At 66.9% G+C, this 21765-nt stretch carries 18 protein-coding genes and 1 pseudogene; 12 read left to right on the top strand and 7 right to left on the bottom strand.

Translation table 11 applies throughout. From position 1 onward, the window contains the following. Positions 1-24 precede the first annotated feature (24 nt). The 3 genes from GL279_RS10325 to lptF are packed head-to-tail and all read right to left on the bottom strand — an operon-like array spanning position 25 to position 4675. Positions 25-2430: an LPS-assembly protein LptD gene (locus tag GL279_RS10325; protein WP_155064548.1), complete on the bottom strand. Its 2406-nt coding sequence runs from the start codon at positions 2428-2430 to the stop codon at positions 25-27. Then, positions 2430-3551, bottom strand: coding sequence for an LPS export ABC transporter permease LptG (lptG, locus tag GL279_RS10320; RefSeq protein WP_155064547.1), 1122 nt, complete (start codon positions 3549-3551; stop codon positions 2430-2432). Before lptG ends, GL279_RS10325 begins: the two co-directional genes overlap by 1 nt. After that, positions 3548-4675 carry an LPS export ABC transporter permease LptF gene (gene lptF, locus GL279_RS10315; protein WP_155064583.1) on the bottom strand — a complete coding sequence of 376 codons (1128 nt, stop codon included), beginning with the start codon at positions 4673-4675 and terminating at the stop codon, positions 3548-3550. Before lptF ends, lptG begins: the two co-directional genes overlap by 4 nt. Before the next feature lie 134 nt (positions 4676-4809). On the opposite strand from lptF, the gene GL279_RS10310 reads away from it, so the two are divergent. Together GL279_RS10310 and GL279_RS10305 are read left to right on the top strand one after the other, a co-directional pair. Then, positions 4810-6282, top strand: coding sequence for a leucyl aminopeptidase (locus GL279_RS10310; protein ID WP_155064546.1), 1473 nt, complete (start codon positions 4810-4812; stop codon positions 6280-6282). A 1-nt stretch (position 6283) separates the two neighbouring features. Next, a complete protein-coding gene (locus GL279_RS10305; protein WP_155064545.1) occupies positions 6284-6733 on the top strand; it encodes a DNA polymerase III subunit chi in 450 nt (149 codons plus the stop codon). 111 nt (positions 6734-6844) lie between these two features. Here the strand turns inward: GL279_RS10305 and GL279_RS10300 are convergent, their stop codons facing one another. Further along, a complete protein-coding gene (locus tag GL279_RS10300) occupies positions 6845-7417 on the bottom strand; it encodes a retropepsin-like aspartic protease family protein (RefSeq protein ID WP_343039775.1) in 573 nt (190 codons plus the stop codon). Beyond that, on the bottom strand, positions 7417-8043 hold the full coding sequence (locus GL279_RS10295; protein ID WP_155064544.1) for a MarC family protein: 627 nt from the start codon (positions 8041-8043) through the stop codon (positions 7417-7419). Before GL279_RS10295 ends, GL279_RS10300 begins: the two co-directional genes overlap by 1 nt. A 148-nt stretch (positions 8044-8191) precedes the next feature. Between GL279_RS10295 and GL279_RS19665 the strand changes: the two are divergent. The 5 genes and pseudogenes from GL279_RS19665 to GL279_RS10270 form a co-directional block, all read left to right on the top strand. Beyond that, a pseudogene (locus GL279_RS19665) lies at positions 8192-8377 on the top strand (twin-arginine translocase TatA/TatE family subunit); the annotation flags it as partial. A gap of 139 nt (positions 8378-8516) precedes the next feature. Then, positions 8517-9011 carry a Sec-independent protein translocase protein TatB gene (gene tatB, locus GL279_RS10285; protein WP_155064542.1) on the top strand — a complete coding sequence of 165 codons (495 nt, stop codon included), beginning with the start codon at positions 8517-8519 and terminating at the stop codon, positions 9009-9011. 28 nt (positions 9012-9039) lie between these two features. Next, the gene (gene tatC, locus GL279_RS10280; RefSeq protein WP_343039774.1) at positions 9040-9915 is read left to right on the top strand and encodes a twin-arginine translocase subunit TatC; all 876 of its coding nucleotides are present in this window, start codon (positions 9040-9042) and stop codon (positions 9913-9915) included. Then, positions 9908-10750 (top strand): ATP-binding protein, encoded by an 843-nt coding sequence (locus tag GL279_RS10275; protein ID WP_155064540.1) that lies wholly within the window; start codon positions 9908-9910, stop codon positions 10748-10750. The genes tatC and GL279_RS10275 overlap by 8 nt, the downstream gene beginning before the upstream one ends. 590 nt (positions 10751-11340) lie before the next feature. Continuing rightward, the gene (locus tag GL279_RS10270) at positions 11341-12504 is read left to right on the top strand and encodes a hypothetical protein (protein ID WP_246175270.1); all 1164 of its coding nucleotides are present in this window, start codon (positions 11341-11343) and stop codon (positions 12502-12504) included. A gap of 3 nt (positions 12505-12507) precedes the next feature. On the opposite strand, the gene mnmA is transcribed toward GL279_RS10270, so the two are convergent. Beyond that, a complete protein-coding gene (mnmA, locus tag GL279_RS10265; RefSeq protein WP_155064539.1) occupies positions 12508-13674 on the bottom strand; it encodes a tRNA 2-thiouridine(34) synthase MnmA in 1167 nt (388 codons plus the stop codon). A 172-nt stretch (positions 13675-13846) separates the two neighbouring features. Here mnmA and sciP point away from each other — a divergent pair, with 172 nt between their 5' ends. Together sciP and ctrA are read left to right on the top strand one after the other, a co-directional pair. Continuing rightward, complete coding sequence (gene sciP, locus GL279_RS10260) at positions 13847-14122, top strand: CtrA inhibitor SciP (RefSeq protein ID WP_155064538.1); 276 nt, start codon at positions 13847-13849, stop codon at positions 14120-14122. Positions 14123-14216: 94 nt separating this feature from the next. Next, positions 14217-14933, top strand: a complete 717-nt coding sequence (gene ctrA, locus GL279_RS10255) for a response regulator transcription factor CtrA (RefSeq protein ID WP_155064537.1) — start codon at positions 14217-14219, stop codon at positions 14931-14933. Between the two features lie 358 nt (positions 14934-15291). Here ctrA and GL279_RS10250 read toward each other — a convergent pair whose 3' ends face one another. Next, positions 15292-16284 carry a LacI family DNA-binding transcriptional regulator gene (locus GL279_RS10250; protein WP_155064536.1) on the bottom strand — a complete coding sequence of 331 codons (993 nt, stop codon included), beginning with the start codon at positions 16282-16284 and terminating at the stop codon, positions 15292-15294. 173 nt (positions 16285-16457) lie between these two features. Here GL279_RS10250 and ptsP point away from each other — a divergent pair, with 173 nt between their 5' ends. The 3 genes from ptsP to GL279_RS10235 all read left to right on the top strand — a co-directional run bounded on the left by ptsP (position 16458) and on the right by GL279_RS10235 (position 21723). Continuing rightward, the gene (ptsP, locus tag GL279_RS10245) at positions 16458-18992 is read left to right on the top strand and encodes a phosphoenolpyruvate--protein phosphotransferase (protein WP_343039773.1); all 2535 of its coding nucleotides are present in this window, start codon (positions 16458-16460) and stop codon (positions 18990-18992) included. Beyond that, a complete protein-coding gene (gene pfkB / locus GL279_RS10240; RefSeq protein ID WP_155064535.1) occupies positions 18989-19939 on the top strand; it encodes a 1-phosphofructokinase in 951 nt (316 codons plus the stop codon). The genes ptsP and pfkB overlap by 4 nt, the downstream gene beginning before the upstream one ends. A 71-nt stretch (positions 19940-20010) precedes the next feature. Then, positions 20011-21723, top strand: a complete 1713-nt coding sequence (locus GL279_RS10235) for a fructose-specific PTS transporter subunit EIIC (RefSeq protein ID WP_155064534.1) — start codon at positions 20011-20013, stop codon at positions 21721-21723. Positions 21724-21765 lie beyond the last annotated feature (42 nt).

Here is a 21765-nt window from a genome sequence, read left to right as displayed (position 1 = left end):
CTCGTCGTGTCGTTTCGCCGGACCTTAGCGCAGGCAGGCCCGCCGCGCCACCGTTCCCGGACCAGAGGGCTGCTTGCCAAATCCGTTCAGCCGCACGCCCAGATCGAAGCTGGTATCGGCCTGCAGCGTCTCGGTCGAGGTAAAGCGCCGCTCCAGCGCCATTTCCACCGAAACGCATTCGTTGCGGTATTCCAGCCCGAACTTGGCCTTTTGCGCGCGGTCGGCCGAGAAATCGTAACGGGTCTCGGCGGTGGCCCACCAGCCGTCGCGGATCTGCCAGCCGGCATTGGTGGTCAGCTCCGAGACATTCTGCATCCGATCCTCGGCCGGGTTGGAATCCAGCCACAGATAGCCCGCCGACAATTGCAGCCCCGGCCGCAGCCAGCCCAGCCGCAGCTCGTTGCGGCTGATCGACAGATTGTCGTCAAACAGCGCCCGGTTGACCAGCGCCAGCCCGTTCGAGCCCTGATAATTCGCCGAGAGCAGCCAGTCCGAGCTTTTCTTGCCCTGCGGCCCCATGGCGGCAAAGGCCGGATCGGGCTCGGTGCGAAACACCCGCCCCGCCGTCAGACCGATTGACCAGCCGGCCGGATCAATCCGCGTCCAGCCGATCCCGGCGTTCAGCCGCAGCCCCGATTCGCGGGCGTCCCAGCCCGGAAAGCGGTTCAGCGAGAACAGGTTGCCCTCGTCGAACTCGATCAGGCTGCTGTCTTCGTTGGGCAGCTTGTCCTCGGCGTTCTGTTCGGGCGACCAGATCAGCTGCGCCACCGGCTCGATGATATGGGTGACACCGCCCGAATGCCGGGCAAAGGGCCAGCGCAGCTCGGCCGAGACGACGGGATCGGCGCGCAGCACCCAATCCTCGTAATCGCTGTCCTGATTGATGCGGTAGATATCGGCATTGAGCTGCGTCTGCACGGTGCCCAGCACGCCCCAGGGCAGGATCTCGGCGCGCTGCCAGTCCAGACTGACCGAGCCACGCGCCATGTCGCGCCCGACATGGTCCATGCTGGACGAACGGCGATGCGCATGCAGCGACCATTCCACGCTGGCAATGCCGCCGATGCGGCCGGGTTGCCAGCGTCTTTGCCACAGGGCATCGGCGACGATCGAGGGCGTGACCGCATCGGGTTCATCGTCGCGCAGCGATTCGTAATTGCCGACGCGCGCGGTCAGCATGCGGTCGCGCGCCACCCGGTCCAGCGTGATCCCGCTCCACAGCCGGTCAGCATCGGTGATGCCGTAATCCAGCAGATAGGCGCGGTCCTTGGCGGTCTGGATCTGCAGGCCCAGCACATAGCCGCGCGGCAGCTCGAATCGGCCGGCGCCGAACAGATAGCCGCGCGTCGTGCCCGGCTCGATGTCGTCGCGGGTGACGGCGCCGTTCAGCTCCAGCGCGCCATTGCTGAAGGCCTGGCGATAGCGCAGCTCCAGCGTGTTGGTGCGGTTCGTCGCCAGATAGGGCGTCAGCGTGATGTCGGCATGATCGCCCAGCGTCACGAAATAGGGCAGCTTGATCCCCGGACCCAGCGCCGTGGTGGTGCGGAACTTGGGTCGCAGAAAGCCGGTCATGCGGTCCACGGTCGGATCGGGCGCGGTCAGCGCCGGCAGGCTCAGCAGCGGCACGCCAAAGGCGCGGAACTGCGGCTGGTCGAAATGCAGCGTGCGCGCCACCTTGTCATGCGTGATGCGCCGGGCGCGGATTTCCCACAGCGGGATCGGATCGCTGGCGCAGATCTGGCAACTGGAAGCCACGACATTGTCCAGCGTGGTCAGCCGGCCGTCGTCGCTGCGCTGCATCTGCCGCGCCGCCAGCTGCAATTCGCGCGCCAGGACCAGCCGCGCCCCGCGCAGGATGCCGTCCTGCAGGTTGGCGTCCAGCTGGGCGCTGTCGGCGATGACGATGGTTTCGTCGGGCGTGCCGCCCCGGTCGGGCTGGGTCAGATGGATCGGCCCCTCGATCACCGCGCCGCCGGTCTTGCGGTCATAGATCACGCGCGAGGCGATCAGCCGCGTGCCCTGATACCAGATCACCACCCCGCCCGAGGCGGTCAGCCGGCCTTCGCTGTCCAGCGTCACATCATCAGCCAGCAGCGTCGCCGGACTGTTGCGTTCAGAGGCGGCGCCGGGCCGGATATGCACCGCACCGCCACCGCGCGCGACGCTGGGCGCATGCGGGGCCTCGGTGCCATCGGCAAAGCGCTGGTTGCCGTCCGCGGTCTCGGTCGGGGCCAGCGCCGGGCCCGAAGTGCCGCCCATCACGAAACCGTCGAGATCGCCATAGACCGGCAGCGTCTGGCCGTCGCTGGTCAGGCTTTGCGCCAAGGCCGCCTGCGGCAGGCCGGCGGCGGGCAGCGCGGCCAGAGGCGCGGCCAGCAGCCAGACGGCGCGGCGCGCCTTGCCCCGGCGCGATCCATTTCGACTGCTCATCATCCGTCCTCCAGCCGCAACAATGCCCCCAGCGCAAAGAGCAGCGCCGCAACGGGCGGCGCCCATCCGGCCAGAACCGGGGGGATGCCGCCATTATCACCCAGCACCTGCGCCAGATTGCGCAGGAAGAACAGCCCGATGCCGCAGCCAAAGGCCCCCAGCACCAGCATGCCCATCTTTCTGCCGCGCATGTGCCGCATCGTGAAGGCGGCGGCAATGGCCACCATCGCCGCCATCAAGAGCGGCCGCGCCAATTCCATCTGCAGCCAGACCTTGTGGCGCTGCGCCGAAAAGCCGGCGCGTTCCAGCCCCTTGATAAAGCCGGGCAGTTGCCAGATCGGAATCGCCTCGGGCCGGCCAAAGCTGTCGCGGATGCGCGCGGCAGTCAGATCGGTCGGCAGCTCCAGCTGCGACATGGTCTTGGCCATGGCCTCGGGGTTCATCTCGGTCAGCGGCCATTCCTTGACGTCGGTCAGCTGCCATGCACCGCTGGCCAGCCGGGCCTCGCGGGCGTCGATGCGCCGGGTCGGGCCTGTGTCGGGGGCAAAGACCATGAAGGTGGCATCGTAAAGCGTGGTCGCATCCGGGCTGGCGCGGTTGGCGCGGATCACCACCTGACCCTGGGTGCGGCTGCCATCGGCGTTCTGGGTCGACAGCGCCTGACGCAGCCAGACGGCATCGTCCGACAGGCTGACGGTCTGGCCGTTGTCGCTTTCGATCCGGGCCACGGCGGCGTCATAGCGTTTGGCGGTGGCCGCGACCATCGGGTTCACCACCGCCACGCAAAGAGCCCCGGCCAGGGCCGCCGCAAGCGCCGGCGCGGCCAGCACCCGGATCCCCGAGCGCCCCGAGGCACGGATCGCCACCAGTTCCGAGCTGCGCGACATGCTGAGAAACAGCGCGATCCCGGCCAGCACGGTGATCAGCGGCAGGATCGAATAAAAGCTGCCGGTGATGTTCAGCGCCGACAGCCCCGCCGCGCCCGCCAGCCCGATGCCTTGGCCCGAAAAACGCCGGATCTGCTCGACGATGTCGATCAGAAACAGGATCGCCCCGAAGATGGCCGCGATCATCAGAAGCAGCCGCAGGAAACGCCGGGCGACATATGCGGACAGGATCATGCGGCAGCCCTCCTGCGCCGGCGGCCGCGCGGCCGGGCGGCAAGCCACAGCACCAGCGCGCAGATCAGCGCGCCGACCAGCGCCGGGGCATAGATCAGCGGCCAGCGGCTGGCGTCGTGCGCCACCTGATTTTCGGCTGCCGTCACCAGAAATTGCACAAAGATCAGCGCCATCACCGCCCAGATCACCTGACGCCAGACGCCAAAGCGGCTGAAACCGCCCAAGAGCAGCATGGCAAAGCCCAGCATGGCCGCGACCGGGGCCTGCAGCGGCTTGGCAAGGCGGCCATGCGCCTCGGCCTTGGCCTTATCGGCGCTGGCGCCGGTTGCGGCCAGAAGCTCGGCGTCGGGATGCAGCAGGCGCAGCGTCGAATAGGCGCGCAGATCCTGACGCCGGGCGGCGGGATTGCCGACCAGACTGGCCAGATCATAGGCCAGCTCATCGAAACGCGTCACCGACAGCCGCTGCTCGCCGTCGGTCAGACGCAGGTTCTGCGCCATACCCTGCAGCAGCACCAGCCGCGCGCCGGCATCGGTGCGCACCATCAGCGCCTCGGTGGCGGTATAGGTGGTCTGGTTCTGCGGATTGCGCGCATCCTCCAGATAGAAGTCCTGCAACCGGCCGTCGCTGGCGATATCGCGGATGTAAAGCGTCACCCCGTCCACCGGGAACTGAAAGGCGCCGGCGCGCAGGAATTGCGCGGTGACATTCTGGGCGATCTGGGCCTGACGCTCGGTCATGCGGGCGCGGGCCATGGGCACCAGCGCATGGACCAGCAGCGCCACCATCAGCGCCACCAGAACACCGAACATCAGCACCGGCCGCGCCAGCCGCCATGGCGACATACCCGCCGCCTGCATCGCCACCAGCTCGGATTCGCCCGACAGCCGGTTGGTGCCATAGGCGGTGGCGGCAAAGGCCGCGATCGGCAGCACGACCGAGATCACCAGAGGCAGCGTCAGCGCGGTGAACTCCAGCACCACCAATGCGGTCTGCCCGTCCGAAATCAGCTGCTCGAACAGCGAAACCGCCCGGTTGATCCAGTAGACCGAGACGAGAACCAGCGCAAAGAACCCGAACAGCGTCAGGAACTGCGACAGGATATAACGGTCGATGCGGGACATGGAATCCGGGGCGGCTGCGGCGGGGTCATCCGATTGCATAGCTCCTTGGCCTGAATTGCGAAACCCCCGGCTGGTCAAGAGGCGGCGGCGTGACTAGTTTCCCCCGGGAACGACGCATAAAAAGAGGCGGACCGATGAGCCATCCTGTGGAAATCTCTTTCATCCCGGCGGAAAACGAGGGGCTTGCCGCGCGCGACGGGCGCATCGCGATCCTCGTGCAGGAAGGCGGCCGCCTGCCGGCGGGCCTGCCGCGCCCGACGCGCGAGGCGGTGGTGCGGGCGCTGGCCTCGGACGCATGGAAGGCGGTCAAGCCCGGCAAGGCGCTGGAGCTGTCCTTTCCCGCCGGCATGGCCGCCGAGGCGCTGCAGCTGGTGGCGCTGCCGCGCAAGACCGATGCCGTGACCGCGCGCCGCGCCGGTGGTGCCATCGGCGCCCGGCTGGGCAAGGCCGGTGTGACCGTGCTGTCGCAAGATCACCCGCGCGCGGCCGAAGTGGCGCTGGGGCTGGCGCTGCGCGCCTATGATTTCTCGGCCTACAAGTCGCAAAAGGACGGGGACGAGACCTCGGTTCGCGGCAAGGTCAGCTTCATGCATCGCGACCCCGAGGCGCTGGCCAGTGCCGCCAGCGACGGTGCTGCGCTGGCCGAAGGCGTGTTCTTTACCCGCGATCTGGTGAACGAACCGGCGAACGTGCTGACCACCAGCGATTTCGCCGACCGCCTGTTGGCCATGCGCGAGCTGGGGCTCGACGTCGAGGTGCTGGACGAGGACGAGCTGGCACGGCTGGGCCTGCGCGCGCTGCTGGCGGTGGGGCAGGGCTCGGAGAGCCCCTCCAAGGTGGTGGTGATGCGCTGGAACGGCGGCGGCGACGAGGCGCCCTTGGCGCTGATCGGCAAGGGCGTGGTCTTTGACACCGGCGGCATCTCAATCAAGCCGGCCGCCGGCATGGAAGAGATGACCATGGACATGGGCGGCGCGGGCGTCGTGGCGGGTGTCATGCGCACGCTGGCGCTGCGCCGGGCCAAGGCCAATGTCGTCGGTCTGGTCGGTCTGGTCGAGAACATGCCCGACGGCCGCGCCCAGCGTCCCGGCGATATCGTGAAGTCGATGAAGGGCGACACGATCGAGGTCATCAATACCGATGCCGAGGGCCGGCTCGTGCTGGCCGACGTGCTGTGGTATGCGCAGGAACGCTTCAAGCCTGTGGCCATGGTGGATCTGGCGACGCTGACCGGGGCGATCATCATCGCGCTGGGCCATGACAAGGCCGGGGTGTTTTCGAATGACGACGCCTTTGCCGGCAAGCTGCTGGCGGCGGCCGAAGCCGAGGGCGAGGGGGCGTGGCGCATGCCGCTGGCGCCGGCCTATGACAAGCTGATCGACTCGCGGCTGGCCGATATCAAGAACACCGGCGGTCGCCCGGCGGGATCGGTCACCGCCGCGCAGTTCCTGCAACGCTTCGTGCGCGAGGGAACGCCTTGGATCCATCTGGATATCGCCGGGGTGGCGTTGCCGCCTTCGGGCGGGGATCTGGCGCCGAAAGGGGCCTCGGGCTGGGGCGTGGCGACGCTGGACCGGCTGATCCGCGACGGGTTCGAGGCGCGCTGAGATGGGCGCGGCCCTGTTCTATCACCTGACCCGCTCGGGGCCGGGGCAGCTGTTGCCGGCGCTGATCGGCAAGAGCCTGCAGGCCGGCTGGCGGATCGAGCTGAGGGGCAGGGACCGCGCCGCCCAGATGGCGCTGGACGAAGGCCTGTGGCAGGGCGACGGGTTCCTGCCGCATGGGCTGGCCGGCGGGCCGCATGATGCCCGCCAGCCGGTGCTGCTGACCGTCGGGGGGCAGGTGGCCGGCAACGCCCCCGCCTGTCTGATCGCACTGGACGGAGCCGAGGTCGCCGCGGACGAGGTCGGGCGGCTGGAGCGGGTCTGCATCCTGTTCGACGGCAATGACCCGGCAGCGTTGGAGCGCGCGCGCGGCCAATGGCGGGCGCTGAAGGCGGCCGGGGCTGCGGCGGAATATTGGTCCGAGGCCGGCGGGCGCTGGGAGCGCAAGCAATAGCACCGGTGGCGCCGGCGGCCGGGGGCTCTGCCCCCCTTCGTCGCGGAAAAAGCTCTGGCCGAGCTTTTTCCGCTCCTCGTCCCCGGGATATTTGGGCACGAAAGAAGCGGATCAGCGTTCGAGGACCAGACGCTCGCCCTCGATGCTGACGCGGGCGAAGCGCGACAGGTAGGACATGCCCATCAGCGACATGTCGAGCCCCGAGCGCAGCACCAGCGCCGGCACATGTTCGTCGCGGATCTCGCCGATGGCGAGGCTGTCGAGGATGACCGTCGCAGTCTGGACGGTGCCGTTCGCGGTCCGCGCCTCACCCAGATAGGACAGGCGCTGCGGGTCGATGCCGGCGCGGCGCGCATCGGCGGGGGCGAGCGCGATGGTGGTGGCGCCGGTGTCGATCACGAAGGGTATCGGCGCGCCGTTGACCGTGGCGGTCAGACGGAAATGCCCGTCGGCGGCCATCGGCACCTCGATGCGGCCGCCATCGAGCATGCGCGTGCCGGGCGCGATGCTGTGGCGAATGTCCTGCCAGAGCCCGGCAAGGGCGATCACGCCAAGAAAGATCATCAGCCAGGCCGCCGCCTGACGCAGCGTGCGCCCCGGCCTTGCGGCAAATTCGAAGACCAGAAAGCCGCCGACGGCGAAGAGCAGGAGCAGCAGGTAGATCAGCCGGCCGGGATCGGGCATCAGAACAGCCCCGATCCGGCAAGCCCGTCGATGACGAACTGCACCGACAACGCCGCGAGCAGCATCCCGAAGAGCCGGGTCAGCACCATCGTGCCCGTCCGTCCCAAGAGATGCGCGATGGGCCCCGCCAGCGCAAACAGCATCGCGACGATTCCCAGCACCGCCAGCATGGCCAGCAGGATCATCGCCGTATGCGCGGCGCTGTCGTTCTGGTTCATCAGCAGGATCATCGAGGCCAGCGCGCCGGGCCCGGCCAGCAGCGGCGTGGCCAGCGGAAAGACCGAAGGGTCGTCGTGATCCTGATCTCCGACCGCGCCCTGGGTCTGGCCCTCGCGGCGTTCGGTCCGGCGCTCGAAAAGCATGTCGAAGGCGGTGAGCAGCAGCAGGATGCCGCCGGCGATGCGGAAGGCCGGCAGCGAGATGCCGATGCCGTGCAGGATCGATTCCCCGGCAAGGCCAAAGAGGGTCATCAGCGCCGCAGCGATACCGAGCGCGCGCCAGCCGATGCGGCGGCGCTGCGCCTGCGCCATGTTGCGCGTCAGGGCGATGAAGAGCGGCACCAGCCCGATGGGGTCGATGACAACAAAGAGCGTGACGAAGGCGCTGACGATCTGGGTTTTGTCCATGATGGTGCCGAGTATGGCCTGCGCCTGCGACAGTGGGAAGCATTGCCGTGCAATCACGCGTTTGGGGGTTTCGCGCGGGGGCGGGGGCCCCTATATCGGTGCCAGTCTATTGATGCACGGATCTGGGTCCGTGTCACGGAGGTATCAAATGCACGCACCTTCTCCCATGGCGCTTTTGCTGATCGCGATCGTCGTTCTGGTCCTGTTCGGGCGCGGCAAGGTCTCGTCCCTGATGGGTGAGGTCGGCAAGGGAATCACTGCCTTCAAGAAAGGCGTGAAGGAAGGCTCGGAAGAGAGCGACAAGGCCGATGGCACGCCCGAAACGGCCGATGACATTGCCAAGGCCCGCGCCGAGCTGGCCGCCGAACGCGCCAAGCTGGAAGCCGAGCGCGCGCGCATCACCGCCGATTCCGGCCTGCGCGACGTGACCCCCGGCGACCAGAACAAGCTCTGAGCGGCGGCGCGCGTCCGAAATGTTCGATGTCGGCTGGAGCGAGCTTCTGCTGATCGGCGTGGTTGCGCTGATCGTGATCGGCCCCGAGGATCTGCCCAAGCTGTTTCACACCTTGGGCCGGATCACTGCGCGGGCCCGTGGCATGGCGCGCGAGTTTTCCAGCGCCATGGAAGATGCGGCCAAGGCCTCGGGGCTGGATGATGCCGCCAAGACGCTGAAGGATGTGAACGCGCTGACCTCGAAGAAGGCGCTGGGACTGGACGCGCTGGAGCGCGCCACCGAGCGATTCGAGAAATGGGACCCGCTTAACCCGCGCGAGGAAGCCGCGCGCAAGGCGCCGGTCTCGGATCCTTCGGCGCCGCTGCCCCCGACCGATGGCGATGCCCTGCCGCCGGCGCCCGGCGTCAGCGCGCCACGGGCCGAACCGCTGGCCGATGCGGCCGATCATGCCGGCGATACCGCAGGTGGCCGTCGCCGGCTGCATGCCGTGCGCCGGCAGGACCGCGACGCCTGAGCCGCACAAGACAGGAAAGGCCGCAGCCGTGGCGACGAAATCCGCGAAGCCCGACGATATCGAAGACAGCTCCGCCCCGCTTATCGAGCATCTGAAGGAGCTGCGCACCCGGCTGATCTGGTCGGTGCTGGCCTTTGTCGTGGCGATGATCGTCTGCTACTTTGTCTGGAATCCGATCTTTGACTTTCTGACCCAGCCGATCTGCCATTCGCTGGAAAAGCGTGGCCAAACCTGCGGGCTGATCCTGCTGAAGCTGCAGGAAGGCTTTTTCGTGGCCATGCGCATCGCCTTTTTCGGCGGTTTCGTGCTGGCATTCCCGGTGGTTGGCTATCAGATGTGGCGCTTTGTCGCCCCGGGCCTGTATCGCAGCGAAAAGAACGCGCTGCTGCCGTTCCTGATCGCCTCGCCGGTCATGTTCATCATGGGCGCGGCCTTTGCCTATTACGTCATCCTGCCTTGGGCCTTCGACTTCTTCCTGGGCTTCCAGCAGGGGCCGCTGGCGCTGCCCGATGATGCAACAACGGCCGCGACCGCTGCGTCAGGCGTGGCTGCTGCTGCAAGCGGGCCGGCCAAGGCGCCTTGGGCCGGCATCGTGTTTCAGGGCTCGGTCGAGGAATATCTGGCCCTGACGACCAAGTTCATCCTGGCCTTTGGCCTCAGCTTCCAGCTGCCCGTGGCGCTGACGCTGATGGGCAAGGCCGGGCTGGTCAGTTCGGAAGGGCTGGCGAGCGTGCGGCGTTATGCGGTGATCGTGATCCTGATCCTTGCCGCGATGGTGACGCCGCCCGATGTGATCAGCCAGGTGGTGCTGTTCAGCGTGATCTACGGCCTTTACGAGATTTCGATCTTCCTCGTGCGGCGCATTGAAAAGAAACGTGAACTGAAAGAACAGCAAGATGGCTGACAAGCTGATGCGCCGCATTGCCGAGGCGCTGGAGCGCATGGCGCCGCCCCCGGCGCCGGCACCCAGCTTTTCCGAGGCCTCTGCCTATGTCTGGCAACCGGACCCCGACCGGCTGGTGCCGGTCGCCAGCGTGGCCCGGGTGGATCTGGTCCAGCTGATCGGAATCAACCGCGCGCGCGACACCCTGCTGGCTAACACGCTGCAATTCGCCAAAGGCCATGCCGCCAACAATGCCTTGCTTTGGGGCGCGCGGGGCATGGGCAAGAGCTCGCTGGTCAAGGCGGTCCATGCCGAGGCCGTCCAGCAGGGCTTGCCGCTGGTGCTGGTCGAGATCGCGCGTGACGATCTGGATTCCGTGTCGCGGCTGCTCGCCATTCTGGGCCGGGCCAGCGACCGGCGCTTTCTGCTGTTTTCGGACGACCTGTCGTTCAGCCATGACGACACGCAATACAAATCGCTCAAGGCGGTGCTGGACGGCGGTATCGCCGGGCGGCCGGCGAATGTGATCCTGTATGCGACCTCGAACCGCCGCCACCTGATGCCGCGCGACATGATCGACAATGAGCGCGCGACCGCGATCCAGCCCGGCGAGGCGGTCGAGGAAAAGGTGTCTCTGTCGGATCGTTTCGGGCTGTGGCTGGGCTTTCATCCCTGCTCGCAGGACGAATATCTGGCGATGGTGCGCGGATATTGCGACAGCTATGGCATTCAAATTGCCGAGGACGAATTGCGCGCCGAAGCCATCGAATGGCAGGCGACGCGCGGTTCGCGTTCCGGGCGAGTGGCTTGGCAGTTCTTTACCGATCTGGCCGGGCGCAACGGCATCGCGGTCTGAACCGCGACGCCGGGTTTAAATCTGAACCGAATGGTTTGAAAAATGCCCATGACAGATTCGGGCCGAGGGAGGTCTGCTGTTTTGACCTTGGCAGGGGTTTTTCGGGCGAATCGCGATAACTTATGGATTGCGCGGCGCATCCGACAGGAAAACCCCGGGAAATCGCGGATCCCCCGTCGGGCGGGGCCATTTTTAGCGGTATAAAACTAAGGGCTTAGATGCCTGCGCCGCAATGTCGCCGATGTGACGCTGAAATAAAAAACCGGGTGAGGGCAGTGCCCAGCCTCACCCGGTTTGCCATACACCTGAAAGAGGAAATCATTAACTGGCAGGGACAAATTGCACCGAAACCAGAGCAGTTGAAACCTGACTTTTTAGTGAGTTTTCGACCTGTCTGATTGGGGTAAAATATTCACTCCATGGTGGCTTAAGATAGATTTGAAACAATTACAGGTAGAGGCGGCCGACCTGCCGGATTCTTGCCCTGACGGTGCAGTCGCAAAGCGCATGCCGGGTGCCGCGAGGGCTGGCATGTCCGACCGAGACTTGCTTTAGTTCTGCCCGGTAGGGTTGAGTGATAGGGCAGGCGTATGGGCGGCAAGGGATCGAAAGACGCGGATCAGCGCGGGGGCAACTCCGATGCCGTGCGGGCCGCACGACAGGCCGCCAACCGGGCCGAGCGCGAGGCGCGCCGCGCCGCCAATCAGGCCCGGCGGGCCGAGCGCAAGGGAGCTGACGCCGCAGCAGAACCCGCCCGCCCCGCCGCGGCGTCGCGCCCTTTCAACATCCTGATCGTCGCGCAGGCCGGCCGTATCGGGCGCGAGGCGCTGCTGTTCGCGGCCAGTCTGCGCCATAGTTCGCCGGGCTGGCGCGGCCGCCTGATCGTGGCCGAGCCGCTGGCCGAGGCTGCATGGGTCGGGGTCAAGGTCGCGCTGGAGCCGACGCTGCGCGAGGCATTGACCGAGCTGGGGGCCGAGGTCGTGCCCTTTGCCGCGCAGCATTTCGGCCGCAACTATCCGCATGGCAACAAGATCGAAGCCCTGTCCCTGCTGCCGGTGGGTGAGCCCTTCATATTCTTTGACAGCGACACGCTGGTGACCGGGCCCTTGGAGGGGCTGGCCATCGATTTTGACCGCCCGTCCGCCTCGATGCGCCGCTCGGCAAGCTGGCCCGAGCCGCCGCTTTACGGGCCGGGCTATGGCGGGATCTGGAAGTCGCTTTATGACCGCTTTGGTCTGGATTTCGACAGCTCGCTGGACCTGACGCAGCCTGACGAGCATTGGGAACGCTATCTGTATTTCAATGCCGGCTGGTTCCTTGGCCCCGATCCGGCGGAATTCGCCCGCCTTTTCCTTGAATGGGCGCTGGCGGTGCGCGACGATCCCGGCGATGCGCTGGCTTGCCAAAGCCTCGATCCATGGCTGGATCAGATCGTCCTGCCGCTGGTGATCCATGCCTTGGGCGGCGGCAGGCCGGCGCCCGAGCTTTCCGGGCTGGACGGGGCGGTGACCTGCCATTATCGCACGCTGTCGTTGCTTTATGCGCGCGAACCTGCGGCCGCCGGGCTCTTGGTGCAAGAGCTTCTGCGCGACCCCGATCTGGCGCAGCATTTCGCCGATGACCCGGCGGTCTGCAAGCTGGTGTTCGAGGCAGAGGGCGCCCGCATGGTGCGCGAGTTGATCCCCGACCCCGCGGCGATGACCGAGCAGATGATGCGCAAGCGGCTGAAACAGGCCGGGCTGTGGTTCCGCTAGGGCCTAGCCCCGGCGGTGCGCGATCCAGCCGCCGCCCAGCACCCGGCTGCCCTCGGCGGCGTAGAACACGCAGGCCTGACCGGGGCTGACGCCTTCCTCGGGGGCAAGCAACTCGACCTCGGCGCGGTTCGCGCCCGTCGGCCGCAGGATGGCCGGGCGCGGCGGCCGGGTCGAGCGGATGCGCGCGGTGATCGCGATCTCGCCCTCGAAGGGTTCGTCGCCCAGCCAGTTGACCTCGGTTACCGGGATGATGCGGGTGGCCAGCGCCTGTTTCGGGCCGACGACCACGTGCCGCAGATCGGGGTCCAGCCGCACCACATAAAGCGGATCGCCAAGGCCGCCGATGCCCAGGCCGCGCCGCTGGCCGATGGTGTAATGGATCACGCCACGGTGCTGGCCCAGCACCTTGCCATCCAGATCGACGATATCGCCCGCATCGGCCGCGCCCGGGCGCAGCTTTTCGATCACGCTGGCATAATCGCCATTAGGCACGAAGCAGATGTCCTGACTGTCGGGCTTGTCTGCGACGGCCAGACCGAATTTCGTGGCCAGGGCACGGGTCTCGGCCTTGCTGGCCAGCCCGCCCAGCGGAAAGCGCAGGAATTCCAGCTGTTCGGGCGTGGTCGAGAACAGGAAATAGCTTTGGTCGCGGTTGGGATCGGCGGCCATGTGCAGCTCGGCTCCGCGCGCACCGGCAAAGCGGCGGATGTAATGTCCCGTCGCCATGCAATCGGCGTCAAGCTCGCGCGCGGTCTGCAGCAGGTCGCGGAACTTGACCCGTTCGTTGCAGCGGATGCAGGGCACGGGCGTGGCACCGGCCAGATAGGCGTCGGCGAATTCCTCGATCACGGATTCGCGGAACTTGTTTTCATAATCCAGCACGTAATGCGGAAAGCCGATCCGCTCGGCCACGCGGCGGGCGTCGTGAATGTCCTGCCCCGCGCAGCAGGCGCCTTTCTTGGCTAGGGCCGCGCCATGGTCGTAAAGCTGCAATGTGACGCCGATCACGTCGTAGCCCTCGGCCGCCAGCATCGCCGCGACCACCGAACTGTCGACGCCGCCCGACATGGCGACGATGACGCGGGTTTCGGCCGGCGGCTTGGCAAAGCCCAGCGAATTCAAGGCGGTTTCTTGCGCGTCGGCGCGCAGGTTCGGTGAGGCGGCTGTCATGGATCGTCCTTTTGCGGCGAGGGCAGGAAGGGGTGCCAGCCGCGATTTCCCTACATTTATAGGAAAATTGCCGAAATTCTCAAGGGCTGCCCCGGCGACAAATCCGTTACGCTTCACCACGACTTAAGAAGTTTCTGCCAGAAACAAGGGCAAGGAAGACGGGAACATGCCGATGTTTTTGAAGAAAACCACGGGGCCGCGTACGGCGCATCTGCGCGATGGCAGCATTCTGACGCTGGCGGATCTGCCGCCGCCCGATACGCGCTGGGTGGCCAGCCGCAAGGCGGTGGTGGTCGCCGCAGTCGAACACGGGCTGCTGCGCCGCGATGAGGCGATCACCCGCTATGACCTGACCGAGGAAGAGTTCGACGCCTGGGTGCAGGCGGTGGCGCGGTACGGGCGCAATGCGTTGAAAATCACCCAGTTGCAAAAGTTTCGGCAACTTTAGATTGTTTTGTATGCGACAAGCTCTCCAGTAACCTGATATTAACCTTTATGTGCAACCTATATGTCCATTAGCGGTTCAACCAGGGGCTGAAACCATGCGAATCCTGCTTGTCGAGGATGATCCCACCACCGCACGCAGTATCGAACTGATGCTGACGCATGCGAATTACAACGTCTATCGGACGGACATGGGCGAGGAGGGGATCGACCTAGCCAAGCTCTATGATTACGACCTGATCCTCTTGGATCTGGACCTGCCGGACATGCACGGGATGGAGGTTTTGCGTCAGATCCGCATGTCGCGGGTCGATACGCCGATCCTGATCCTGACCGGCTCGGACGACACGGAAAGCAAGCTGCGGGGCTTTGGCTTCGGGGCAGACGATTACATGACCAAACCATTTAACCGAGATGAACTGGTCGCGCGCATTCAGGCGATCATCCGCCGCTCCAAGGGGCACAGCCATTCTGTGATCCGCACGGGCGAGATGATGGTCAATCTGGATTCGCGCTCGGTCGAGGTGGCTGGCCGTCCGGTTAACCTGACCGGCAAGGAATACCAGATCCTTGAACTGCTGAGCCTGCGCAAGGGCACGACGCTGACCAAGGAGATGTTCCTGAACCATCTTTACGGCGGTATGGACGAGCCCGAACTGAAGATCATCGACGTCTTCGTCTGCAAGCTGCGCAAGAAGCTAGCGGCGGCTTTGGGGGGCGAAAGCCATATCGAGACGGTCTGGGGGCGGGGCTATGTGCTGCGCGACCCGGTGATCGAGGGGCAGAATGCCGAAAAGCTGGCGCTGCGCGCCTAGCGCGGATGGCCGGGCTGCGGGCTGGGACGCGTTTCGCCCCGGCATTGGCTTGGCTGCCTAATTTCGGGCGTAAATGCGCTGCCGGTCGTGCAGGCAAGACGTGGCAGGGTGGCGCGTCTACGCGAATTTCGGGGGTGCCGCGAGGTTGGCGCGGGATTTGCGCCAGACTGGCCACTGGTTTGGTTGCTGCGGCCGGTGGGCGCACAGGCGCGCGTGGGTTAGTGGCTGCCTGCGCCGATGGGGCGCTGGATAAGGGCGCCGCACGGGGTCGGCCGAGTGCCGCCACGGCTGAAACGCGGCCCCTTCAGTTCGCTCATCACCCGCAACCCGCAATGCAGCGCCCTGCCTGCTCTACGATCTACACGTCCGCCCGGCGCAGGGCGGCGGTCGAGCCGCGCGGCACCAACTCGCCTGACAAGGTGACCGTGCGGACCGGCTGATCGGGGCGAGAGATGCGGCTCAGCAGCATCAGCATCGCTTCGCGGCCAAAGACATCGACCGGCTGGCGGATCACGGTGATGCCGGGCTCGACCAGCGAGGTCCATGCTTCGTCGTCGAACCCCGCCAGCGCCAGCTCGGCCGGAATGCGGATGCCTCGGTCGCGGCAAAGCTGCAGCGCCGCGCCCACGAACAGGCCGTTCGACAGCACCAGCGCGTCGGGCTTTTCGCGCGCCAGCAGATCCTCCAATGCGGCGCGGCCGGTTTCGGCGCTGGGCGGGGCAGTGGCGGCCAAGGGCTCAAGCCCGTGCTGGATCAGACGTTTCTGAAAGGCATCGCGCCGCTCGATACCCGTGGCCGAAGTGGCGCCGAACAGGCCGGCGATCCGCTTGCGGCCGGTTTCGATCAGATGATCGACCAGCAACGCCGTGGCGCCGGCATTGTCCAGGATCACCGCATCGCGCCGCCCGCCCGGCAGGTTGCGGTCCACCAGCACCACCGGAACCCGGAAATCGGCCAGCGCGCTGCGGCTTAGCGCTCGCGTCGGCGCAAGGATCAGGCCGGCGACGCGCTCCTCGGCCATCAGTTCCAGATACATGGCCTCGCGCGCCGGATCCTCGTCGGTATTGCACAGGAAGACCCGCATCCCGGCGCGATAGGCCTCATCCTCGACCGCGCGCGACAGCTGGGTGAAAAACGGATTGCGGATATCGGCCACGATCAGGCCAACGGTCATCGACTGCTGCGAGCGCAGCTGCCGCGCGGCCAGATTGGGACGATAGCCGGTGGCGGCGACCGCCGCCTCGACCTTGCGGCGCACATCGGCGCTGACCGGCCCCTTGCCCAATGCCCGCGAGACGGTCGACGGGGCGACGCCTGCGGCCCGGGCCACATCCTTGATGCCGACAGTCATGAGAATGGAAACGTTCTTTGTCCTACCTGCACCGAGCATCCTTCAGAAATTCAGATACTGCAAGGGTTTTGACAGTTTTCCACCAGCCGCCTCCCAGTTTTCTGGAAAAATTGGTGGAAACGTTTCCACAACTGATGTAGGAATCATCAACCTTTGGAGATTGGGAGGAGCCAGTGTCCCTGATTCTTGAAGCGGGCATTCTGCCCCGTGAACTCGTCCGCCTTGACGCCAAGGTCGCGGACAAGGCGGATGCCATCGCCCAGCTTGCCGCGCTGCTGGTTGCGGATGGCTGCGTCAAGCCGGGCTTTGCCGCCAGCATGGAGCGGCGCGAAGCGGCGTCGAACACCTATCTTGGCAAGGGCATCGCCATTCCGCATGGCATGGCCGAGGACCGCGACCTGATCCTGCGCGACGGCATCGCCGTGCTGCAGGTCCGCGACGGTGTCGAGTGGAACGCCGGCCAGCGCGCCAATCTGGTGGTGGCGATCGCCGCGCGTTCGGACGCGCATATCGGCATCCTGCGCCGCCTGACGCGCCTGATGCAGGACGAGCCGCGCATCGCCATGCTGGCCGCCACCGATGACACCGGCGCCATCGTCGAGGCGCTCTCGGGTGAGCAGGCCATTGCGGCCGAGGCCGCCGAACCCGCTGCCGATTTCGCGCAGAATTTCGACTGGACCTGCGATTATCCCAACGGGCTGCACGCGCGGCCGGCGACGGAATGGGCCGAAACCGCGCGCCGCTTTGCCGCCCGCATCCGCGTGCGCAACGGCGATGAGATGGCCGATGCCCGCAACATGATCTCATTGCTGCAACTGGGGCTGAAGGCCGGCGACAGCCTGACTGTTTCGGCCGAGGGCGCGGACGCTGCCGATGCGCTGTCCACCCTGCGCGTGGTCATCACCGGGCTTTCTGCCCGCGAAAAGGCCGACGCCGCCAAGGCCGAGGAAAAACGCAATGCCGCTGCCATGCTGGGCGGCTGGACCGGCCCCGAAAATGGCGATGTGGTCGAGGGCGTTGCCGCCTCGCCCGGCTTGGCCATCGGCCGGCTGCATCACCTTGAGGCCGGGCCGATAGTGGTGCCGGACCAGCCGACCGATCTGGCCAGCGCTGCCGACCGGCTGCACAATGCCCTGGCCCGCGCGCGCGAGCAGCTGGGCGCGCTGGCCGATGACACCGCCCGCCGTCTGGGCGAATCCGACAGCGCCATCTTCCTTGCGCAATCCGAGCTTTTGAACGACCCGCAGCTGGTCACGCTGGCCTCGCAAAAGCTGGTCGAGGGGCATGGTCTGGCCTGGTCCTGGCATCAGGCGGTGCAGGAAACCGCGCAGCAACTGGTCAATATCGGCAATCCGGTGCTGGCCGGCCGCGCCGTCGACCTGCGCGACGTGGGCCAGCGCGTGCTGGCGCTGATCGACCCGGCGCTGGCCAAGCCCGCGCCGGCCGAAGTGCCGCAGGACGCCATCCTGATCGCCGATGACCTGACGCCCACCGACACCGCGACCATGGACGCCGACCGCGTCGCCGGTCTGGTGACCGCGCAGGGCGGTCCGACCTCGCATACCGCGATCCTTGCCCGCACGCTGGGCCTGCCGGCTGTGGTGGGCGCAGGGGCTGCGCTGTCGCGGCTGGTCGATGGCGCGCCCGCGATCATCGACGGCAACTCCGGCCGGCTCTATCTGAACCCGACCGAGGCGGATCTGGCCTCGGCCCGGGGCTGGATCGCCGATGAGGAAACCAAGCGCGCCCGCGCCGCCGAGGCCCGCGCCCTGCCGGCCAAGACCCGCGACGGGCATGAGGTGCAGATCGGCGCCAATATCAACCTGGCCGAACAGGCGGCCTTTGCGCTGGAACAGGGTGCCGAGGGCGTCGGCCTGATGCGGACCGAGTTTCTGTTCCTTGAACGCGGCGACAGCCCGACCGAAGAGGATCAGTATCGCGCCTATTCCGCCATGGCGCGTGCCATGGGCGACCGGCCTCTGGTCATCCGCGCGCTGGACATTGGTGGCGACAAGCAGGTCAGCTATCTGGACCTGCCGCGCGAGGAAAACCCGTTCCTTGGTGTGCGCGGTGCGCGTCTGCTGCTGCGCCGGCCCGAACTGCTGGTGCCGCAGGTCCGTGCGCTTTACCGCGCGGCCAAGGACGGCGCGCAGATCCAGGTCATGTTCCCGATGATCACCTCGGTCGCCGAGCTTTTGGCGCTGCGCGAGACCTGCGAACAGATTCGCGCCGAGCTGGAGGCGCCGGACGTGCCCTTGGGCATCATGATCGAGGTGCCCTCGGCGGCTCTGCTGGCGGATCAGCTGGCGAAACACGCCGATTTCTTCTCGATCGGCACCAATGACCTGACGCAATATGCGCTGGCCATCGACCGGCAGAACCCGGTTCTGGCACCCGAGGCCGACAGCCTGCATCCTGCCGTGCTGAAGCTGATCGAGTTGACCGTCCGGGGTGCCCATGCCCATGGCCGTTGGGTCGGCGTCTGCGGCGGCATCGCGGGTGACGCCTTTGGCGCCGCGCTGCTGACGGGCCTTGGCGTCGATGAGCTGTCGATGACGCCGCGCGACATTCCGGCGGTCAAGGAGCGCATCCGCAACGCCGATCTGCCCGCGCTGCAGGCGCTGGCGCAGCGGGCCCTGGCCGCGCGCGATGCCGCTGCCGTTCGGGCGCTGGCTGCTGAACTTCCGTTGGCAGAGGTGCGCGCATGATCGTTCGGACGCTTTCTCTCAATCCGGCCATCGACCAGACCGTCACCGTGCCCCGGCTGGCGGCGGGCGAGGTCGTGCGCGCCATGAGCACCCGGCAGGATCCGGGCGGCAAGGCGGTGAATGTCGCCTCATGCCTTGCCGACTGGGGCATGAAGGTGGTCGTCACCGGCTTTCTGGGGCGCGACAATGCCACCACCTTCGAGCAGCTCTTTGCCGACAAGGCCATCGCCGACCGGATGATCCGGGTGGCGGGCGCGACGCGCACCAATATCAAGATCCTTGAGGACAGCGGCCGCACCACCGATGTGAACCTGCCGGGTTTCGTCGCCAGCGCCGATGACCTCAAGGCGGTGTTCAACCAGCTCGACACCGTGACCGAGGGCGATCTGGTGGTGATCTCGGGCAGCCAGCCCTCGGGCCTGCCCGCCGATTGCACGGCGCAATTTCTGGCGCGGTTGGCCGGGCGCGGGGCGCGGGTGGTGCTGGATGTCTCGGGCGAGACGCTGGCGCAGGCGCTGGCCGGTTCCGCCATGCCCTATGCGATCAAGCCCAACCGGCATGAGCTGGAGGAGCTTCTGGGCCGCAGCCTGAAGGGCCCCGACGATGTGCTGGGCGCGGCGCGCGATCTTTTGGCGCGCGGCATCCGGCTGGTGGTGGTTTCGCTGGGCGAGGCCGGGGCGCTGTTTGTCAGCACCGAGGGAGCGCTGATGGCGCGTCCGGTCTCGATTGCGACCGGCAGTTCGGTTGGCGCGGGCGATGCCATGGTCGCGGGGTTGACGGCGGCTTTGGCCGAGGGGCTGGCGCTGCCGGATCTGGCGCGGCAGGCCACGGCCTTTGCCGGGGCCAAGCTGCGCAATCCCGGCCCGCATCTGCCGCCGCCCGACGAGGTGCGCGCGCTGGCCGCATGGGTCAGCACCAAGGCTGCCGGCGAATTCACCGCCGGCTGAACGATCGGCCCGCGCCCATGTGCGGGCCTTAGGGAAATGTCACGGCGCTTGCGCCCGGACAGGAGGATAACATGCAACAGATCATCGCCGTGGTCGGAGCAGGCGACCTTGGCACCCATGCGGTCCTGGCGCGCGAGGCGCTGAAAAAGGCCGCCAAGGCCAGGGGGCAGGCGCTGGCCGTGGAATTGCGCACCTCGGACGGGGTCGTGGATCCGCTGGATCCGGCGGCGCTGGCCGGGGCCGGCCATGTGCTGCTGGTGGGCGAGATCGCCGACGAGCCGCGCTTTTCCGGGCTGGCGCAGGTGCGCGCCAGCATCGCCGAGGTTCTGGCCGATGCGGCCGGGGTTCTGGCCCGCAAACCCGATGCCTCGGGCGCGCAAAAGCCGCTGAACATCGTCGCGATCACCTCGTGCCCGACCGGCATCGCCCATACCTTCATGGCGGCCGAGGGTCTGCAAGAGGGCGCCAAGGCCCTGGGCTATAACATCCGGGTCGAGACGCAGGGCTCGGTCGGCTCGCAGGATCCGCTGACCGCCGAAGAGATCGCTGCCGCCGATCTGGTCATCATCGCCGCCGACCGGCAGGTCGAGCTGTCGCGCTTTGCCGGCAAGAAACTGCATTCCGGCCCGACCAAGCCCGCGATCAACGATGGCGCGGCGCTGATCCGCAAGGCGCTGGCCGAGGCCAGCGTGCAATCGGGCAGCGCGCAGGCCGAGGACAAGGCCGCCAGCCCCGCGCACAAGGCCGGGGTCTACAAGCACCTGATGACCGGGGTCAGCTTCATGCTGCCCTTTGTGGTCGCGGGCGGTCTGCTGATCGCGCTCGCCTTCGCGCTGGGCGGGATCTATGTCTATGAGGACCAATATGCCGGCACGCTGGGCCATACCCTGTTCCAGATCGGGGCAAAGGGCGCCTTTACGCTGATGGTGCCGGCGCTGGCCGGTTATATCGCCTATTCCATCGCCGACCGACCCGGCATCGCGCCGGGGATGACCGGGGGCGTGATCGCAGGCTCGATCGGGGCGGGTTTTCTGGGTGGCATCGCTGCGGGCTTTATCGCGGGCTATGTCATTCTGGTGCTGACCCGGATCATCCGGCTGCCGCGCACGCTGCAGGGGCTGATGCCGGTCTTGATCCTGCCGCTTCTGGGCACGGCGATCACCGGGCTTTTGATGTTTTACGTCGTGGGCGCGCCGACGGCCAAGGTTCTGGCCGCGCTGACCGCGTGGTTGCAGGGGATGCAGGGCAGCTCGGCCGCGATCCTGGGCCTGATCCTGGGCGGCATGATGGCCGTCGATATGGGCGGGCCGATCAACAAGGCGGCCTATGTCTTTGGCACCACGCTGATCGCCTCGAACGTGACCGAGCCGATGGCGGCGGTGATGTGCGCGGGCATGACGCCGCCTCTGGCGCTGGCCATTGCCTCGAAACTGTTCCCGTCGCGCTTTACTGCCGAGGAACGCGAGGCCGGAAATGCCGCCTTTGTGCTGGGGCTGGCTTTCGTGACCGAGGGGGCCATTCCCTTTGCCGCCCGTGATCCGCTGCGCGTCATCCCCTCGCTGATCGCCGGTTCGGCCGTTGCCGGCGCGATCTGCATGGTGCTGGGCGTGCAGTTGAAGGTGCCGCATGGCGGGATCTTCGTGCTGCCGATCCCGAATGCGGTGGTGAACCTGCCGGGCTTTGCCATCGCCATGCTGGTCGGCACGGCGGTTTCGGTGGCGGCGCTGGCGCTGGTCAAGCGGCCGATCGCGCTGGCCGACAACGCGCAGGCGCAACCGGCCTGAGCTGATCTCCATATCTGCGGATCAAGCCGCCTCCGCCAAGCG

The sequence above is a fragment of the Paracoccus limosus genome (assembly GCF_009711185.1).
Classification (GTDB): Bacteria; Pseudomonadota; Alphaproteobacteria; order Rhodobacterales; family Rhodobacteraceae; genus Paracoccus; species Paracoccus limosus.
This window is presented reverse-complemented; position numbering and strand designations above follow the sequence as displayed.

Excerpts from the sequence above, each read along its gene's own strand:
- GL279_RS10325 (WP_155064548.1), bottom strand. The coding sequence starts at position 2,430 with ATGAGCAGTCGAAATGGATCGCGCCGGGGCAAGGCGCGCCGCGCCGTC.
- lptG (WP_155064547.1), bottom strand. The coding sequence starts at position 3,551 with ATGATCCTGTCCGCATATGTCGCCCGGCGTTTCCTGCGGCTGCTTCTG.
- lptF (WP_155064583.1), bottom strand. The coding sequence starts at position 4,675 with ATGTCCCGCATCGACCGTTATATCCTGTCGCAGTTCCTGACGCTGTTC.
- GL279_RS10310 (WP_155064546.1), top strand. The coding sequence starts at position 4,810 with ATGAGCCATCCTGTGGAAATCTCTTTCATCCCGGCGGAAAACGAGGGG.
- GL279_RS10305 (WP_155064545.1), top strand. The coding sequence starts at position 6,284 with ATGGGCGCGGCCCTGTTCTATCACCTGACCCGCTCGGGGCCGGGGCAG.
- GL279_RS10300 (WP_343039775.1), bottom strand. The coding sequence starts at position 7,417 with ATGCCCGATCCCGGCCGGCTGATCTACCTGCTGCTCCTGCTCTTCGCC.
- GL279_RS10295 (WP_155064544.1), bottom strand. The coding sequence starts at position 8,043 with ATGGACAAAACCCAGATCGTCAGCGCCTTCGTCACGCTCTTTGTTGTC.
- tatB (WP_155064542.1), top strand. The coding sequence starts at position 8,517 with ATGTTCGATGTCGGCTGGAGCGAGCTTCTGCTGATCGGCGTGGTTGCG.
- GL279_RS10275 (WP_155064540.1), top strand. The coding sequence starts at position 9,908 with ATGGCTGACAAGCTGATGCGCCGCATTGCCGAGGCGCTGGAGCGCATG.
- GL279_RS10270 (WP_246175270.1), top strand. The coding sequence starts at position 11,341 with ATGGGCGGCAAGGGATCGAAAGACGCGGATCAGCGCGGGGGCAACTCC.
- mnmA (WP_155064539.1), bottom strand. The coding sequence starts at position 13,674 with ATGACAGCCGCCTCACCGAACCTGCGCGCCGACGCGCAAGAAACCGCC.
- sciP (WP_155064538.1), top strand. The coding sequence starts at position 13,847 with ATGTTTTTGAAGAAAACCACGGGGCCGCGTACGGCGCATCTGCGCGAT.
- ctrA (WP_155064537.1), top strand. The coding sequence starts at position 14,217 with ATGCGAATCCTGCTTGTCGAGGATGATCCCACCACCGCACGCAGTATC.
- GL279_RS10250 (WP_155064536.1), bottom strand. The coding sequence starts at position 16,284 with ATGACTGTCGGCATCAAGGATGTGGCCCGGGCCGCAGGCGTCGCCCCG.
- pfkB (WP_155064535.1), top strand. The coding sequence starts at position 18,989 with ATGATCGTTCGGACGCTTTCTCTCAATCCGGCCATCGACCAGACCGTC.
- GL279_RS10235 (WP_155064534.1), top strand. The coding sequence starts at position 20,011 with ATGCAACAGATCATCGCCGTGGTCGGAGCAGGCGACCTTGGCACCCAT.